This window comes from Streptomyces sp. NPDC050703 (assembly GCF_040654435.1).
In the GTDB taxonomy this organism is placed as follows: domain Bacteria; phylum Actinomycetota; class Actinomycetes; order Streptomycetales; family Streptomycetaceae; genus Streptomyces.
In genome coordinates this window covers 1-17,181 of record NZ_JBFAHX010000052.1, presented here as the reverse complement: position 1 = coordinate 17,181, position 17,181 = coordinate 1, and the positions used below count along the sequence as shown (strand labels likewise).

Genomic DNA, 17,181 nt, shown 5'->3' with positions numbered 1-17,181 from the left:
ACGGGGGCTGACTGTGACTGCGCAGACCGCGGATACGGAACCCGGCCGCGCGGAACGGGCCTGCGCCGAGGGCGAGAAGGCCCTGGCCGCCGGCGACGGCGGGGCGGCCGAGGCGCACTTCCTGGCGGCGCTCGCGGCGGCCGGGGGCGAGTCCTGCGAAGCGCCCGCCCCGGACGGCGACGGCTCCCCCGAGGCAGGGGGGCGGCGTGTCGCCGCGCGGGCCCGTACCGGGATCGGGCGGGTGCGCCTCGCCGCGGCCGACTTCGAAGGAGCCGTGGCGGAGTTCGAGCGGGCGCGGCGGCTGCGGCCCACGGCCGCGGGGCCGCTGCACTGGCTGGGCTGCGCCGCCGCGCACCGCGGTGACCTCGCCGCCGCCGAGCGCCATCTCACCGCCGCGCTGGCCTGCGCGGCCCCGCACGGCCGGAGCCTGGTGCAGCGCGCCTACGTACGGGCCCGCGCGGGCGACGCGGCAGCCGCGGTCGCCGACCTCCGCGAGGCGTCCCGCGCCGCACCCCTGGACGACGAGGCCCGCTGGGTGCTCGCCGCGCTCTCGGGCCGCTCCGACCGCGAGGTGGCCCTGCGGCTGCGCCGGGCGGCCCTCACCCTGCTGCTCGATGAGAACGAGAACGGGAACGGGAACGGGAACGGGAACGGGGACGCGGCCGGGAACGGCGACGGGGCCGGAGTCGGAGCCGGGGCTGGAGTCGGAGCCGGGGCCCGAGTCGGAGCCGGGCACGGGGACTGGGCCAGGGCCGGAGCCGGGAAGAGCCGCGAGGGCGGGGACGGCGCCGGAGTCGGAGCAGGGGCCAGGGCCGGAGCCGGGAAGAGCCGCGAGGGCGGGGACGGCGCCGGACCCGGCGGCGACGCGTGGCGGCGGTCCTGCGCCCTCGTCGACGCGTCCCGGAGCCTCGACAGCGACCCCGGCGGCTTCGCCCCCCTGCACGCCGTGGTGCTCATACGCGGCGGGCGGCGCGCGGCGGCCGTGGAACTGCTCGACGCGGCGGTCCGGCGCGACCCCGCCGACCATCGCGTCTCCCACAGCCTCGCGCTCGCCCTGCTCCACTCCCCCGAGGACACGGGCGGCCGGAAGTGGGAGCGGTGCGTCGCCGCGTGGGCGGCCGTGCTGCACGACGCGGGGTTCTGGGAGCGGCTGCGGGCCACCGCGGGGCGGCGGTACGGCGTACCCGTGGAGAAGTCACTCGTCCCCGAGGTGCGCGCCGGGCTGCGCGAGCTGATCGAGCGGCGCATGCCCGAGGACGGCTCCGGGGCGCGCGTCGCCCCGGGACCGCTGCTCCAGCGTGAGGCCGACGCGGCGAAGCTGCTCGCGGCCGTGGGCGGCTTTCCGTCCGCCGACGGCGGCGGGGTGCCGCTGTTCTGCGGGCCGCTGCGGGTGGCGGAGCTGGGCAGGACGGCGGAGTTCGGGGCGTTCGCCGCCGCGCACGAGGACCGTGTGCTCACGGCGGACGCCGCCGCCCCGCCGGGAGGCGCGGCTGCGGGGCCCGCCGCTTCGGCGGCGTACACCTCCCTCACATACGCCTTCTCCGAACTGGGGTTCGCGCAGCTCCTGCTGGGCCAGAACAAGCCCGCCGACGCGCTCGCCGCCCTGACCGAACTGCGCTGCCCGGGCTGCCGGGCGCGGGGCGGCGGCCCCGGCGAGTCGGCCGTGTGCGAGCCGGGGTGCGCGCGCTTCGACGAGCTGAACCCCGGGTACGCCGGGCTCGCGGACAAGCACCGCAGGCTCGTCCTCGACGCGCGCGGCCTGGCCCTGGAGGCGCGCCTCGGCATGGGCCGCGCCGAACTGCTGGCCGCGCGGCCCGACTTCGCGGCCGCCGCCGCGTACTGGCGCCGCGCCCTGGTCCACAGCCGTGAGATCGAGCGGTACCGCGAGACGCAGACCGCCATCGTCGACATGGCGCTCGGCGCGGCCCGCGTGGCCCACCACGGCGGGCGGCTGAGCCTCGCGGTGTCCACCCTGGAGGCGACCCGGTCGGTGATCGGTGCCAATGAACGCGCCCGCCTTGAGGGGCAGTTGGCGCGGGTGCTCGCCGATCGCGGCATCTCCGTGGCCAACGACCAGGAGGAGCCGCTCGACGGGCCCGCCGCCGATCTGCGCCGCTCCGTCGCGTTCAACCCGCACCTGCTGCGGGCGCAGGTGGGCCTCGGCGTCGTGCTGCGCGGGCTCGCCCTGGCCCGCTGGAGCTCGGGCAGCCTCTCCGGCGCGCGGGCCACCCTGCGCGAGGCCATCGACCGGCTCACCGCCGCGCTCGAACTCTTCCCCGACGACCCCGACCTCGTGGAGCAGCGCGAGGCCGCGGTCGCCGATCTCGACCACGTGATGTGGCAGCCCGACGAGAGCGAGCGGTGACGGCCGTGCTCACGTACGAGGAACTGCGCATCCGGGTCCGCCGTGTCGGCGCGGCCCGCTATCTCGTGACGGCGAGCGGCCCCGCGTCGGCCGCCGAGATCATCGCGGTGGGCGGAGAGCCCGCGGAGTTCAGCAGGCGGTGGGACCGGCTGATCGCCGCGGAGCTCGGCCGGGCGCCGATGGGCGAGCAGCACACCGTGGCCCAGCTGAAGGAGCTGGGGCGCGGGGTGTTCGGGCTGCTGTTCGGCGAACCCGGCAGGACCGCGGAGAAGCCGGGCACGGCGGACGCGGCCTGCGAGGCGATCGGGGCGCGCGTCGGGGCCTGCGTCGACGCGTCGCTCGACAGGGCGCAGCGGATGCGGCCGCCGCGTGGCCTGCGGCTCCGCTTCGACCTGCCGCCCGAGCTGCGCGACCTCCCCCTGGAATCGCTCTGCGCGCCGGCGAACAGCCCCCAGCAGACCCTCGCCCTGAACCACGGCTACTCCCTGGTGCGTTCCCTGCCCGGCGGGCCGCTCGGCGGGCGCCTGCCGGAGTCCGCCGACGAGCCGAGCCTGATCAGGCTCCTGGTGGCCTGGGCCTCCCCCGCGGGCCTCGCGCCGCTGCGGGCCTCGGCGGAGATCGCCGCGCTCCGGCACGACCTGCCCGAGGTGGCCGTGCGGATGAAGGTGGTGGAGCGGGCCACGCGCGCCGGTCTGGAGGCGGCGCTCGCCGACCAGCCCGAGCTGCCCACGGCGGTGCTCCTGATCGCCCACGGGTCGTACGACGACGAGATCGGCAAGGGCGTGGTCTCCCTGGAGACGCGGGACGGCGGCGTCGACCGTGTGCCCGCCGACCTGCTCGGCGCGATGCTCCTGAAAGCCCAGCGGCTGCGCCTCGTCGCGCTCAACCTCTGCTCGGGGGCCGACAGTTCGCACCTCGAACCGTTCTCCGGGCTCGCGCAGGCGCTCATCGGCGACGGCGTGCCCGCCGTGGTGGCGATGCGGGGGAAGGTCAGCGACGTCTCGGCGGGCGCGTTCAGCCCGGAGCTCCTGAAGGGCATCGCCGCCAACCGGACGATCGACGAGGCCATGGCCACCGCCCGGCTGCACATCTCCCACCAGCCGCGGCACACGGCGGTGGAGTGGGCGACACCCGCGCTCTTCCTCCACGAGGAGTGCAGGCAGGGCTGGCTGTTCAAGGCGCGTGAGGTGCGGGACGACGGCGGGGCGGTCGCGGACCCGCTGCGCGAGGGCGCGGACGCGCTGCGGACCCTGCGGAGCCCCTTCGGCCACGTCGACTCGACCGTCCTGATCCGCGCGGCGCGCCACCAGCGCGACCTCGGGCAGTGGGCGCAGGTCCAGCGCATCCTGCGCACGTCGACCCAGCAGTACGCCGACGAGCAGCGCCGGATGCGGGCCGAGGCCGCCTTCGAACTGGCCTGGCCCGAGGTCGAGAGGCTCTGCGAACTGCTCGCCGGGGAGCGGGACGCGGCGGGTGCGGCGGACCAGCTGTCGGTGGTCGGTGAGCGCCTGCCGGGGCCGGTGCCCGACTGCCTGGCGGCGGAGGTGGCCGGGCTGCGGCGGATGACCGCGCTCGTCGACGAGGGGCGGGCGGCGGAGGCGGAGGCCGACTGGGCCACCGCCGTCAGCCGCTACGAGGAGGTGCTCGCCGCGTGGCCCGGGGGCCCCCGTGACGTGGCGGCGCGGCTCGCGTCGGCCCGCGACGAGCTGCACGTGGCGCGGACGCTCGCGGACGCCGCGCGGGCGCGGGAGGCGGGTGACTGGGCGACCGCCGCCCAGGCCTACGGGACCGTCCTCGCCCTGCGTCCCGGCCATGCCGCCGCCCGCGCGCACGCCGCCCTCGTGGCGGGCCGGGCCGCCGAGGAGCGCGAGGACTGGCGTGCGGCGGAGTCCGCGTACGGCGCGTGCGCGGGAGTCGAGGACGCGGACGAGCGCGCCTGGTACGCGCGGGGCCGGGCGGCGGCCGGGGACGAGGACTGGCAGGCGGCGCGGGAGGCGTTCGCGCGGGCGGGCCAGGACGGCTGGTGCGCGTACGCGGCGGGGCGCGCGGCGGACGCGCGGGCCGACTGGGCGGCGGCCGTACGGTCCTACGCGGCGGCGGGGTTCCGGGACAGCGCGGTGCGGCTCCTGTGCGCGCGGGGCCGCGGCGCGGCGGACGCGGGCCGCGTGGTGGATGCCCTCACCGACCTGTCGGCCGCCGCCGCGCGGGGCGCGGACACGGAACCGCTCCTGAGCGACCTGCGGCGGCGCGTGTACGACTCCGCGCTTGCGGCGGCGGAGGCGGGCGACTGGCGGGCGGTACACGACCTGCTCGGCCCCCTGCCGGACGGCCACCGCTCGGCGGGGGCCCTGCGCCGGTACGCCGAGGGCAGGTCGGCGATGGCGGAGGGCGACTGGGCGGCGGCGGAGAAGGCGTTCGAGGCGGTGGCCGGGGAGTCCTCTGCGGAGGGCGGAGGGGCCGTGCGGGGTCCCGCGTCCGCGGACGGCGTCCCGCCGGACGCCCCCCACCTCCGCGCGTACGCCCTGGGCCGGCTCTGCCAGGAGCGTGGCCACTGGTCCGAGGCCCTGGGCCACTTCGGGGGGCTGCCGTCCGAGATCCTCGACGTGCCGGACCGCGTGCTGTACTCGCGGGGCAGGGCCGCCGACGGGCGGGGCGAGTGGACCGGGGTCATCGACGGCTTCGGCCGGCTGCCCGACGCCTACGCCGACGGCGAGGTGGGCGTACGCCGCCGCTACGCACGCGCGCGTGTCGCCGCCGATCTGCGCGGCGACTGGACGGCGGTCCTCGGCCTGCTCTCGGGCGTGCCGGACGGGGCGCGCGAGGGCACCGTGTCCGCGCTGCGCCGCGAGGCGGAGGGCCGCAGGGCGGAGGAGGCGGGCGACTGGGCGGGCGCCTGCGCGATCTACGCGGAGGCGCTCCCGGCAGGCACCCCCGACGGCACGGCCGAACACCCCGGCCCCGCTGCCTCCCCGCCGCCGGACGAACTCACCCGCCTCCACCGCTACGCCCTCGCCCGCACCCACGAGCTGGCCGAGCGCTGGCGGGACGCCGACGACCTCTATGCGGCCCTGCCCGGCGACTGGGCCGACGTGCCCGCCCGGCGGGGCTACGTGCGGGCGCGCGTCGCCGAGGCCGGGGCGGGGACGAGTGAGGCGTGGCGGCGCGTCGTCGAGGCGTACGCGGAGGTCGCGGGGGCGCTCGGCGGGGACGCGGAGACGCGGGGGCGGTACGCGCGCGTGCGGCTCGCCGAGACCGACGGGGACTGGGCCCGCGTCGCGCGGGAGGCCGAGGCGCTCGACGGGTACGGGGACGCCCCCGCGCTGGCCGCCTACGCGCGCGGGCGCGTCGCCGACGCGCACCAGGAGTGGCGGCGGGCCGCCGAGGAGTTCGGGCGGTGCCGGGGCCACCGGGACGCCGACGCCCAGCTCGCCTACGCCGAGGGCAGGCTCCAGGAGGCCGCGGGGCAGTGGAGCGGAGCCGTCGCCGCGTACGAGAGGGCCGGCGGCGTGCTGGACCGCGCCGACGTGCGGTGCCGCAGGCTGCGGCGGCTGCTCGGGCTGCTGCCCTGGGCGGACGGCCTCACCGGCGCGCCCCTGGTGGCCGACCCCTTCGCCGTGCGGGACCGGGCGTTCCCGTACCTGGCCCTGCGGGACGCGGGCGTGGACCCCGGCGCCTCGATGGACGTCGTCAAGAACGCCTCGTACGCGCTGCTCGAACGCGGTTCGATGTCCTGGCACGAGCGCGTCGCCCTGGAGCGGCTGCGGCTGCCGGGCCGGCGGCTCCAGCTCGACGCCCTGCTGTACCGGTGGCACTCCGCCCCCGCCCTGCGGGACGCCCTGTCCCGGCTCTCCCCCGACGAGGGCCCCGCGCTCCTCGACACCCTGTGCGAACGCTTCCCCGGCGACGCCCCGCTGCTGCTCCTGCTGGCCAGGGACAGGGAGGCGGCGGTGGCCGAGTGGGAGCGGCGGCTGCGGGCGGCGCCCGGCGACATGGCGGTGGTGCACGGCCTCGCGGTGGCCCGGCTGTGGCAGGCGCAGGAGCTGGAGCAGAGCGGGGCGTGGGAGCACGCGGTGAGCGCCTGGGAGGCGGCGCTCGTGTACTGGGCGACCCTCCTGAGCGACGACGAGTACTGGGACGGCTGGCGTGCCGAGCGGGCCACCGCGTACGAGAGGGAGCTGACACAGGAGGACATGGCGGCGCTGCGCTGGGAGCTGAACCAGCACCTCTTCGGGCAGCTCTCGGCCTTCGAGCAGCGCCATACCGAGCAGGGCCGCCCGGAACAGGCCGCCGCCTACCAGGCGTTGGCGGGCCTCCTGGAGTCGGAGCTGGGCGGCGCGCGGGTCCTGAAGGACGTGGGCGGCCTGCCCGCGGTGCCTGGCGCGGGCGCCTCGCTGGCGTGCGGCCCGCGCTATCTGCGGCTGCTGTGCCTCCAGGCGCCGCTCGGCGACCTCGTCGCGAGCCTGGACGCGGCGGCCAAGGAGGGCAGGGACCCCGGCGAGTACGCGGTGCGCGAGCTGCGCTGGGCCTTCTCGGGGCTCGCGCGGAGCTTCGCGCTCTCGGAGGTCCGCAAGTTCGAGCAGGCGTTGCGCGAGCTGCCCGCGCCGCGCACGCTGACGACCCTGCCGGAGGACTGCGCGGGCCCCGCGTCGTCGGCCGGCCACCTGGAGGAGTGCGGGCACTGCCTGGCGTTCCTGCGCGACAACCCCGCCTACGTCCGCCTGCCGAGCCGCCACGCCCGCCTGCTCCAGGACGGCGTCGAACTGGCCGTCCACGTCCGCCTGGCGCTCGCGAGGACGGCGCTGACGCGGGGCGACGGCGGCCTCGGCGCGGCGCTGGAGCAGTGGTCGGAACTGGTGAAGGTGTCCCGCGGGGCCGGGATGCAGGCCCGGTCCAAGAAGGCCGTGATCCGTACGGTGCTCGGCCGCGTCGAGGCGCTGTCCACCGAGGAGGGGCCGCAGCTCGGCCCCGCCCTCGACGAGGCCGTCACGCTCGTGGAGTCGGCGGCCGAGGTGCTGCACCCGCTGGACCGCGAACTGCTCGGCCAGCTGCACGCGAAGCTGTCGGCGCTGCTGTCGCTGCGCGGCGTGTGGCGCGGCTACACCCGGACCAAGCACGGCATGCGCTGCGACGTGTACGGCGCCGAGGCCGACCTGCGCCGCGCCCTCGCCCTCAACCCGGAGTCGAACCACGCCCGCGACAACCTGGCGCGGTCCCTGGTCTTTACCCTGGACGAGCGCACGTACGCGGTGCCCGAGCGCCTTGAGCTGCTGCACGAGGCGCTCGGGCTGCTCGACGTGGGCCTCGGCCAGGCGTTGACGCACCGCTACCGCGAGACGCTGGGCGAGGCCCTCGACGAGATGGAGAAGCTCCTGACCCGGCACCTCGGCGTCGGCGGCATGGGCGACCTGATCCGCAGCGACGGCCAGGAGACGCCGCCCGACGACGAGGACCTGCCCGCGTGGGCGGCGGAGCTGACCGACAAGGCGGAGCTGGCGCTGCGCCGCGGGGAGATCCTGTGGGCGCTGCACCACCTGTTCCGCGCCACCCGCGCGGACCCCACGAACAGCCGGATCAGACGGGCGCTCCTGGACGCGGTGCGCCGCTGGCAGACCGAGCTGAGGCACGGCGGGAAGACCCCCGAGAACCGAGCGGCAGGAGGCAGTGTCGCGTGATCAAGGACCCCGACGCGAGCTGGGAGGGCCCCTTCCCCTACGACGCGCTCGCCCCGGTCGGCGTGACCCCCTGGACGACCCACGCCGACCTGCGGGACGTCTCCTTCGAGCTGCTGGCCCGGCATCTGATGACGCCGGTCACCCAGCAGGCCTGGGACGAGCTGCGCGGCGTACGCCGCAGGCTGCTCGTCGATCTGCTGCTGTACGACGTGGACATGGAAGCCGAACTGCCGCTCGCCGCGGCGGACATCGACCGGGAGCTCGCCTTGGAAGCCGCACCGCAGGACCCGCAGCAGGACCCGGCGCCGGGTGCGTCGCGGCACACCGTGCCCGAGGCCACCGCGCGCCTGGTGGCCGACCTCGTCCGCTTCGATGTCTGATCCCACGGCCCGTCTCGCCTACGAGCACGCCCGCGACCTGACGGCCCGCGACGCCGCCCACCAGGCGCTCACCGAGCGGCTGCTGCTGCGCTGTGCCGACGTCCTCGACTCCTTCGACCGGCTCCTCGCCGACGACGCCGGCGACGGGGACGGCGGGGACGGCGCGGCGTACGACGCCGCCACGTACCGCAGGAGCGTCGCGCTGATCGCGGGGCAGCTGGAGAAGGCCCTGGCCGACGAAGGGCTCGAACGGATCGGGCGCCCCGGTGAGCGGGCCGAACCCGCGACCCACCACGTGACCGAGGCCCGTGCCGCGCCGCCCGGCACGGCCGCGGGCGAGGTCCTGGAGACGGTGCAGCGCGGATACCGGTACCGGGGGCACGTGCTGCGTGCCGCCCGGGTGGTCGTCGCCGTGGACGGCGAGACGGAGCAAGGAACGGAGCGGGAATGAAGGCCATCGGCATCGACCTCGGCACCACCAACAGCGCTGTCGCCGCCCACGATCCGCACCGCGCGGACATCGCGGTGCTCACCAACAGCAAGGGCGAACGGCTCACCCCCTCGGTCGTCGGCGTCATGCACCGTGACGGCAAGGACCAGCCGCTGGTCGGCGAGGACGCCCTGAACTGGGCGATCATGCAGCCCAAGGAGACCATCGCCTCGGTGAAGCGGCTGATGGGGCGGGACTTCGCCGACGGCTCCGTGGCGCAGGCGCGCGACCGGATGAGCTACGAGATCGTCGCGGGCCCCGACGACGACCCGCGCGCCCACGTGGTGCTCGGCGGCCGTGCCCGCACCCCCGCCGAGATCTCCAGCGTCATCCTGGACAAGCTGGTCAGGGACGCCTCGCGCACCCTCGGCGAGCCCGTGACGCACGCCGTGATCACCGTGCCCGCGTACTTCCGCGACGCCCAGCGCGCCGCCACGCGCGAGGCCGCGGAGAAGGCGGGCCTGGTGGTGAAGAAGATCGTCGACGAGCCGACGGCCGCCGCGGTCGCCTTCGGCCTGCACAAGCCGGGCGGGGCGCGCAGCCGGGTCCTCGTCTACGACCTCGGCGGCGGCACCTTCGACATCTCCGTGCTCAACGCGGTCAAGGACCAGGAGGGCAGGAGCCAGTTCCAGGTGCTGCGCTCGGCCGGTGACATCTGGCTGGGCGGCGACGACTTCGACCTGGCGATCGTGGAGCGGATCATCGCGTGGATGCGCGAGGAGCACCACGTGGACCCGTCGGGCGACAAGGCGTTCCTCTTCCACGCGAAGAAGGCCGCCGAGCGCGCCAAGCGCGAGCTGAACGACATGGAGGAGACGTACATCGTGGTGCCCGCGGCCTACCGCGGGGAGAACGGCGTGCTCGACGTCGAGATGAAGCTGACGCGCGCCGACTTCAACGCGATGATCGCACCGCTGGTGGGCAGGACCATGGCGCTGGTCCAGGAGACCCTGGCGCGCTACGAGCTGTCCACGGACGACATCTCCGACGTCCTCCTCGTGGGCGGCGGCACGCTCACCCGGCCGGTGTACGAGGCGGTCGAGGCGTTCTTCGGCGCGCCGAAGGTCCGCAGGAACATCAACCCCATGGAGTGCGTGGCGTTCGGCGCGGGCGTCCTCGCCGAGACGCTGCGCGGCGTGGAGTGCTCGGACCCGAAGTGCGCGAAGGTGAACGAGTACGGGGCGGTCGCCTGTTCGGCGTGCGGCCGGAGCCTGGCGGACGGGCGGTCCAAGGGCGACACGGGCCTGTACGAGTCGACGCCGATGGCGATGGGCATCGCCGCGATCAAGGGCAGCCAGCACGACGTCTTCGTGGAGATCATCGAGGCGGGTTCGCCGTACCCGCTCTCGGAACCGCGCCAGCGCACCTTCCGCGCCACCGACAGCCGCCGCATCCGGGTGCCGGTCTACGAGGGCGACAGCAAGGTGGCGAGCGAGAACCACGAGCAGGGCGTGGTGGAGTTCGAACTGCCGCAGGAGATCGAGATCAACCGGCAGGTGGACGTCTCCTTCAACTACTCGGCGGACCGCATCATCACGGTGAAGATCAGCGTGCGCGGCACCGACATGGTGCTGGAGGCCACGCCCAACAGGGAGAAGCCGCGCACGCCGCCGCCCGAGCCCGTGGAGGAGCTGGACAGCGCGGTCCTGCGCGAGCAGCTGGCCTTCGCCGAACGGGAGGCCGACCACTTCCTGCGGCGGTACGGGCCCTACATCGAGCCCGTGCAGGCGATGAAGGTGCGCCGCGACATCGAGCAGGCGCAGCGGGCGGTGGCGATGGGCGACAGCGGCGAGTACAAGCGCCTGACGGAGCTGCTGCTCGACGACATGTACCGCCAGTGCGGCCTTGCCAGCCAGTTCCGCCAGGCCGAACTGGCCTCGGAGGGCGCGCCGCCGGAGACCGTCCGGCAGATCAACGAGGCGGTGGAGTACGTCAAGCAGGCCCACCGGCAGGGCAACCGCGTGCAGACCGCCCAGCAGGCGCGCAACCTGGTCAACCTGGTGGCGGTGGCCCAGTCCGAGCGTGCCGTGCCGACGCTGCCCGACCGGCCCGACTACGAGGGCATCCTGCGGTTCTCCGACGAGACGGCGGGCGGATGACGCAGGCACGGCGGGGCGGCCGCCCCGCGCCGGGGGCGGCCCCCGTCAGCCTCGGCATCGACTTCGGCGCCACGGGCCTGCGGGCGCTCTTCGCGCTGCCGGACGGCCCCGGCAGGCGCCTGGAGGCGGAGGAGGGCGAGGACGGGCCGTGGCTCCTGTGCGAGCCGGCGGAGACGGGCACGCTGCCGGTGACGTTCCCGAGCCTCAAGAGCCGCCTGGGCAGCGGACGTCCGGTGCGGACGTCCGAGGGGGCGGCCGACGCGGACCAGATCGTGGTGCGCAGGCTGCGGTCCCTGCGCGAGCGCGTGGAGGCGGCGGCGCCGGGCCGGGTCGCGCAGACGGTGATCAGCGTGCCCGCGCGGTTCGGCTCCGCGCAGCGCTCGGCCCTGCGGGACGCGGCGCGCGAGGCGGGCCTCGAACCCGCGCGTCTCGTCAGCGACTCCATGGCCGCGGTGATCGGCCACACCACGGAGCGGGACAGCGGCACCTGCCTGGTCTACGGCATGGGGTACGAGGGGTTCGAGCTCGGCCTGATCCGCAGCGTGCGCGGCCACTTCCGCTCCCTCGGCTACGAGGGCGGCACGACGTCGGGGGGCCGCGCGTTCGACACGGAGCTGCTGTCCTCGGCGGTCCGGCTGCTGCCGCGGGGCGGCGCGTGGCGGGCCGCGGGGCCCGACACCTCCGTATGGCAGGGCCTTCGCGTGCGCGGACAGGAGGCGCGCGAGGCGCTCGGCAGGGCGAAGGGGCCGCAGGCCGCGATGCTCGGGCTGCGGTTCGGCGGGGGGCCGCCGCTCCAGGTGCGGATCGACCGGCACGACTTCGACGCGTACGTGGACCGGCACGTGCGGCGCACCCTGGACCGGGCGCAGACGCTCCTCGACCGGTCGGGGATGCGGCGGGAGGACGTGGACACCCTGCTCCTCGTGGGCGGCAGCACCCGGATGGAGCAGGTGCGTTCGCGGGTCGCGGGGCTCGGGCGGCGCTGTGTGCGGGCCACTCCCGAACTGCTCGCGCTGGGCGCGCTGAAGCACGCGTTGCGGCTCGGCGGCGGCGCCGCGTCCTCGGGCCCCTCGGCCCTGGAGGAGGGCCCGCTGGACCCGGCCGCGCTCTCCCAGGACACCCTCTCCGACGCGCCCCCGCTCACGGCCACGCTGGTGGGCGGCGACGGGGAACGCCTGTCCGACGGCGCGGGCCGCCTCCCCGGCGCGGACGCGGCGGATGCCGCACGGCGGCCTTCCGCGGCGCCTGACCCGCGCGTCGCGCACGATCCCCGCGCGGCCCGCGCCGTGGAGGAGGCGCGGCTGCTCATCGGGCAGGGGCGCGCGGGCGAGGCGTCCGCGCTGCTGCGCGAGATCATCGCGGAGGCGCAGCAGCTCATCGACGGCCTGGACCGGACCGCGCCCCCGCCCGACCCCGGGCCGCCCGCGGCCCCCGGGCCCGCGCCGGTGCTCGACCGCGCGTCCCGGCGGCAGCTCGCCCGCGCGCAGGCGCTGCTCTCGCTCGGCCACTACGACCACGCGGTGCAGGCGGCGCACATCGCCTGGCAGGACGCGGCGACCAGGCCGGCCGGCGCCGACATGCTGGACGCGATGATCGACGTGCACTGCGCGGCGGCCATGGCCGACATGTCCCCCGAGCACTTCGCCGACGCCGAGCGGTGGCTCACCTGCGCGTACGGGCACGACCCGACGAACGTACGGGTACGTGGCCTGCTCGCCGAGCGCACCTACCGGCACGCCGTGGAGCTGGACCGGCGCGGCGAGCGGGACGAGGCGATCGAGGCCCTGGGGAAGTGCCTGACGTGGGACCCTGAACACGCCGACGCCGAGGCGCTGTTGCGGCGGCTGAACCGTGACGGCAGGAACCGGCGTGGCAGGGGGGACGTCCTTGGCTAGGACCCCACGGCCAGAGAGCTCGTACCCCACTTCGTGAGCCACCCCGCGCGCCAGGGAGGAAAGCGCTTGACGCCCGCACAACTGCTCGACAAAACCCTGATCATCAAGGAGTTGCGGCGTCTCGCGGCCCTGCCCGAGCTGTCGCCGCGCTCCGCCGAACTCGACGCGCTGAACAAGGATCTGGGCTCCGTGTCGCGGCTCGACCAGTGGGCGGAGGTCGACCTCGTCCAGGCGTACGTACGGCCGGAGAGCGTCATCTCACCGCCCGAACAGGCGTCGGGCAAGCGGGACCGCCTGCTGGAGGCGGCCCTCGGGGTGCTGGTGTTCGTGCCGCTCCTGATCACCTGGTACGGCCTGCGCGAGGCCGTGCGGGCCTACGGGGAACTGGCCGAGGAGCAGCCGAAGCAGGCGACGCGCCCCTTCCTCCAGCTCTGGCAGTCGGGCTTCGGCGGGCACCTGTCCTCGCTGGGCCGCTTCGAGAACGTGGCCCTGATGGCCGTCCTGCTCATCGCCCTGCTGGTGGCGCTCTCCTGCTGGCACGCGCGCGTGCGGGTGCGTGCCGACCGGGAGGAGGCCGCGCAGGAGGCCGCGCGCGAGCGGCTCCTCGCCGAACTCGCCTCGGTCCTCACCCGTGCGCAGATGGTGCTGGCGCCGCACCGCGGCGCGTCACCGCAGCAGTTCGCGGCGGAGCTGACGAAGGCCGCCAAGGAGATGGGGGACCTGACCGCCAAGGCGGCGCGGAGCCACCAGGCGCTCAGCGGCGCGACCGCGTCCGTGGGACAGGCCACCGACGCGCTGAAGAACGCGGCGCTGACCCTCACCAAGGAGGTCCCCAAGCTCGGCGCCGTCGCCGACCGCATCGACACCACGCTGCGCGACGGCGCGGCGGAGGCCGCCAGGGCGGGGCGGGCCGGCGCGATCGCCGCCGGCAAGATCGCGAGCCAGGTCAAGTCGGCGGGCGACACGGTGGAGGCGTCGCTCAAGGCCCTGGTGACCGTGCAGCAGTCGCTGGTGGCGCGCTCGGAGTCGGTGGTCGAGGCGACGGAACAGGCGTCCCAGGCCCTGATCGCGAGCACCGGCCGGACGAGCGACGCCGTGGACGGCATGCGCGAGGCCACGGAGCGCTGGGACGCCGCGGCGGCCCACTGGCAGGACGCGGCGGCCCGCCTCGACGCCCGCATGGGCGCGCTCGCCGGAGCCATGCCGCTCCAGGTCGCCGCCCCGGCACAGGAGCCGGGCGCGAACGCCGTGTACGGCGCGGACGGCGGGTCCTACGGCGGCCACGGAAACGGCACCGCGACCGCCGTGAACGGCGGGACATCCGGCGGGTACGGGTCCGGCGGGTACGGCACCGGCGGGTACGGCACCGGCACGAGCGCCGCGCCCCAGCCCGTGCCCGCCCCCGGCGGCTCCCCCGGCAACGGCCACGCGTCCGGCGGCATCCCCGACGACCCCGCGCCCACCAGCACCCCCTTCCCCGCCCCCACGCGGCCCCTCGACGGACACCGCGCCGCCCCGTTCGACGACCCGCTCGACGAGCCGCTCGACCCGCCGACCACCCGCCTCCCGGCGCCGGCCCCCCGTGACGGAGGCGCCGCGTGACCCGGAGGCGGCCGGCGCGCGGGCGGGGCGGGCGGCTCGGCGCTGTGGTGCTCGCCGGGTGGCTCTTCGCCGACCTGCTGCTCGTGCTCGCACTCGTGTCCATGGCCGACCGGCCCGACCCGCTGGCCGACGACCGTCCCGAGCCGTCGCCGACGAAGCCCGTCCCGACACCCACGGGGCCGCGTTCGGTGGACCGCGACCCGCGGGAGTTCAAGGTCTCGGGCAGGGACAAGGGGGATCTGGTCGAGCAGATCAGCGAGGGCACCCGGAAGTGGAAGGGGCGGACGGCCGCGCTCGTCCTCACCTTCGGCGGCGGCCCGGACGGCACCGTCTACGCGCACCGCGTGAACGGCCTGCTCGGCAAGGGCCGCGGGGACATGTTCACCGAGAAGACGGCGACGGACGACTTCCACAACCTCGGCAGACGCCCCGGGACCGCCGTCGTCCGCGTGTACTTCTACACCGCGCCGGGCGGCTGAGCCATGGCGGTCCTGCGCCCCGGCGAGCGCCCGAGGGCGCGCGGCACCCGCCCGCCGCGCCCCGTGCTGCCCCGCACCCCCGCGATGCGCGGCTACGTCCCTCTGCACGACGCCCTGACGGCCCTGTCCTTCCGGCACGCCGCCGACGTGCTGCGCCCGCCCGCGCCCGCGCCGGCCTCCGCGAACGCCGTCTTCGGCACGCTCCCCAGGGCCGACACCGACGACGGCTTCCGCATCCTCGACGGACTCTGGTTCCCCGGCCGCGGCGGCAACTGGACCCGCGTCGACCTGCCGTACGTGCGGGAGGCCCGCCGGCGCTGGCTCTCGGCCGCCGACCCGCGCGCCCTCGCCGCCGCGGCCCTGGTCGACACCCTGGAGACCCTCGTACGCGACGACGCGATGGGCCTGCGGCGGCTCGTCCTGTGGGAGGTGTGCTGCCGGCTGCGGGACGGCGGGGAGAGCCCGCGGGCCGACGACGCCGTCGCGCTCGGGGTGCACCGCGGCGAGGCCGGGGCCCTGGCCGCCGCCGTGGCCGCCGGGTTCCCCGCGGCGGGCCCCGCCCGGCACGCCGCCGAGACGCTCAACGACGTATGGCCCGGTGTGCGGCTGCGCGAGGCGGAGGCCGTCGTGGCACGGCTGCCGCCCGCCTCCGCCTACCCCGACAGCTCCGACGGCCCCGACGACCACCGCCTCGCCGCGCTCGTGGACGGCGTCCGCGCCCGCGCCGCCGAGGTGCGCGAACTCACCGCCGACGGCGCCCGGCAGGAGGCCGTGGGGTCGCTGCGGTCCGCCGCCCGCTCCTGGCTCGCCGCGCTCCGCCTGGCCAGGGACGACGCGGACGCCCAGGCGGGGCTGCTGCGCGTGGCCGCGCTCCTGGCCGACGACCCGCTCACCCCTGCCGAGGCGGCGGTGACGGCCACGACGGACGACAGGACGGTGCGCCTGGCCTGGTGCGCGCCGCCCCGCCGCGCCGACGGCGTCTCCTACCGGGTGCTCCGCTTCCCCGACGGCGCCCCGCACCTCGCGGTGGAGACCGCGGCGGACGAGCACAGCCCGGCCGCCGTCGACGCCGACGCCCCGGTGGGCCGTACCCTGCGGTACGCCGTGTTCCCGCTGCGCCGCTCCCGCATCGCCGGGGTCCCGCGCGTCACCGCGCCGGTGCTGATCACCCCCCTCGTGACGGAGCTGCGCGCCGAGGCCGTGCCGGGCGGCCTGCGGCTGGCCTGGCGGCCCGGCCCCGCGGCGGCCGAGGTGCGGGTCACGCGCTCGGGGACGGCCGGGGACGCCGGCGGCTGGGGCGAGGGGTCGAGGGTGCGGGTGCCCTGCGGCCACGACGGGCTCCTCGACGCCCCGCTCGCCCCGGGTACGTACACGTACGAGGTGCGCTGCGGCTACCGCGACGCCGACGGCGGCCTGGTGTGGTCCCGTGGTGTCCTCGTCACCGCCCGCGCCGAACGGTGGCCCTCGCCGGTGGAGGAACTGACCGTGCGCAAGGACCCCGGCGGCGGGCGCATCACCATCGCCTGGCGGCCGCCCGCGGTCGGCGAGAGCCACCTGCTGCCCTGGACCGCGGGCCCGGTCGCGCCGGGCACGGACGTCTCCGCGCTCGTCGGCGCGGCGGACCGGCTGCCCGCCGTCTCCTCCGGCGCCGAGTCGCGCGTGGAGCTCACCCCGCCGCCCGAGCGGCGCGTACGGGTGACGGCGGTGAGCGTGCTCGGCGACCGGGCCGTCTCCGGCCCGAGCCTGGTCATAGAACACCCGGCGGCCATCGATGGGCTGCGTGTACGGCGGCTGGGCGCCGACCGCGCCGAGCTGGCCTTCGACTGGCCCGAGCCCGCGGTCCTCGTGCGCGTGGCGTGGACCGACGGGTCCCTCGGCGACGAGCGGCGCGTGGCCCGCAGCGCGCTGCGGGCCGGGCGGGTGGAGATCCCCGTCTCCGCCGCGGCGTGCGAGGTCACCGTGGTGCCGCTGCCCCGCCCCGACGCCGTGGCGATCGGCACGGCGCCGGCCCGCGCGTCCCTCCCCGCGGCACCGCCGCCACCCCCGCCCGTCCCGCCGCCCGCGCCGCCCCGGTGGTGGTCGTTCTGGCGGCGCTGGCGGCGGACCTGAGAGCCTGTCTTTGAACCCCCGTCGTCCGCGCGGAGCGCGGGCGCAGCGGCGGTCGGTGCGTGCGATCGGCGTGCGGCGTCCCCGGTCATG

9 protein-coding genes are annotated in these 17,181 nt (G+C 76.7%); all 9 read left to right on the top strand.

What is annotated here, in order from left to right; all coding sequences use genetic code 11:
* Window positions 1–13 precede the first annotated feature (13 nt).
* The 9 genes from AB0I16_RS31475 to AB0I16_RS31435 all read left to right on the top strand — a co-directional run bounded on the left by AB0I16_RS31475 (window position 14) and on the right by AB0I16_RS31435 (window position 17,091).
* Complete coding sequence (locus AB0I16_RS31475; RefSeq protein ID WP_363253054.1) at window positions 14–2,365, top strand: hypothetical protein; 2,352 nt, start codon at window positions 14–16, stop codon at window positions 2,363–2,365.
* A complete protein-coding gene (locus AB0I16_RS31470) occupies window positions 2,362–8,037 on the top strand; it encodes a CHAT domain-containing protein (RefSeq protein WP_363253053.1) in 5,676 nt (1,891 codons plus the stop codon). Before AB0I16_RS31475 ends, AB0I16_RS31470 begins: the two co-directional genes overlap by 4 nt.
* Window positions 8,034–8,417: a hypothetical protein gene (locus tag AB0I16_RS31465; RefSeq protein WP_363253052.1), complete on the top strand. Its 384-nt coding sequence runs from the start codon at window positions 8,034–8,036 to the stop codon at window positions 8,415–8,417. The genes AB0I16_RS31470 and AB0I16_RS31465 overlap by 4 nt, the downstream gene beginning before the upstream one ends.
* Window positions 8,410–8,868, top strand: a complete 459-nt coding sequence (gene grpE, locus AB0I16_RS31460; protein ID WP_363253051.1) for a nucleotide exchange factor GrpE — start codon at window positions 8,410–8,412, stop codon at window positions 8,866–8,868. Before AB0I16_RS31465 ends, grpE begins: the two co-directional genes overlap by 8 nt.
* Window positions 8,865–11,006 (top strand): Hsp70 family protein, encoded by a 2,142-nt coding sequence (locus AB0I16_RS31455; protein ID WP_363253050.1) that lies wholly within the window; start codon window positions 8,865–8,867, stop codon window positions 11,004–11,006. The genes grpE and AB0I16_RS31455 overlap by 4 nt, the downstream gene beginning before the upstream one ends.
* Complete coding sequence (locus tag AB0I16_RS31450) at window positions 11,003–12,901, top strand: Hsp70 family protein (RefSeq protein WP_363253049.1); 1,899 nt, start codon at window positions 11,003–11,005, stop codon at window positions 12,899–12,901. The genes AB0I16_RS31455 and AB0I16_RS31450 overlap by 4 nt, the downstream gene beginning before the upstream one ends.
* Window positions 12,902–12,967: 66 nt before the next feature.
* Window positions 12,968–14,503 (top strand): hypothetical protein, encoded by a 1,536-nt coding sequence (locus AB0I16_RS31445; protein WP_363253048.1) that lies wholly within the window; start codon window positions 12,968–12,970, stop codon window positions 14,501–14,503.
* Window positions 14,500–14,982, top strand: a complete 483-nt coding sequence (locus tag AB0I16_RS31440; protein ID WP_363253047.1) for a hypothetical protein — start codon at window positions 14,500–14,502, stop codon at window positions 14,980–14,982. The genes AB0I16_RS31445 and AB0I16_RS31440 overlap by 4 nt, the downstream gene beginning before the upstream one ends.
* Before the next feature lie 3 nt (window positions 14,983–14,985).
* The gene (locus tag AB0I16_RS31435; protein WP_363253046.1) at window positions 14,986–17,091 is read left to right on the top strand and encodes a hypothetical protein; all 2,106 of its coding nucleotides are present in this window, start codon (window positions 14,986–14,988) and stop codon (window positions 17,089–17,091) included.
* Window positions 17,092–17,181 lie beyond the last annotated feature (90 nt).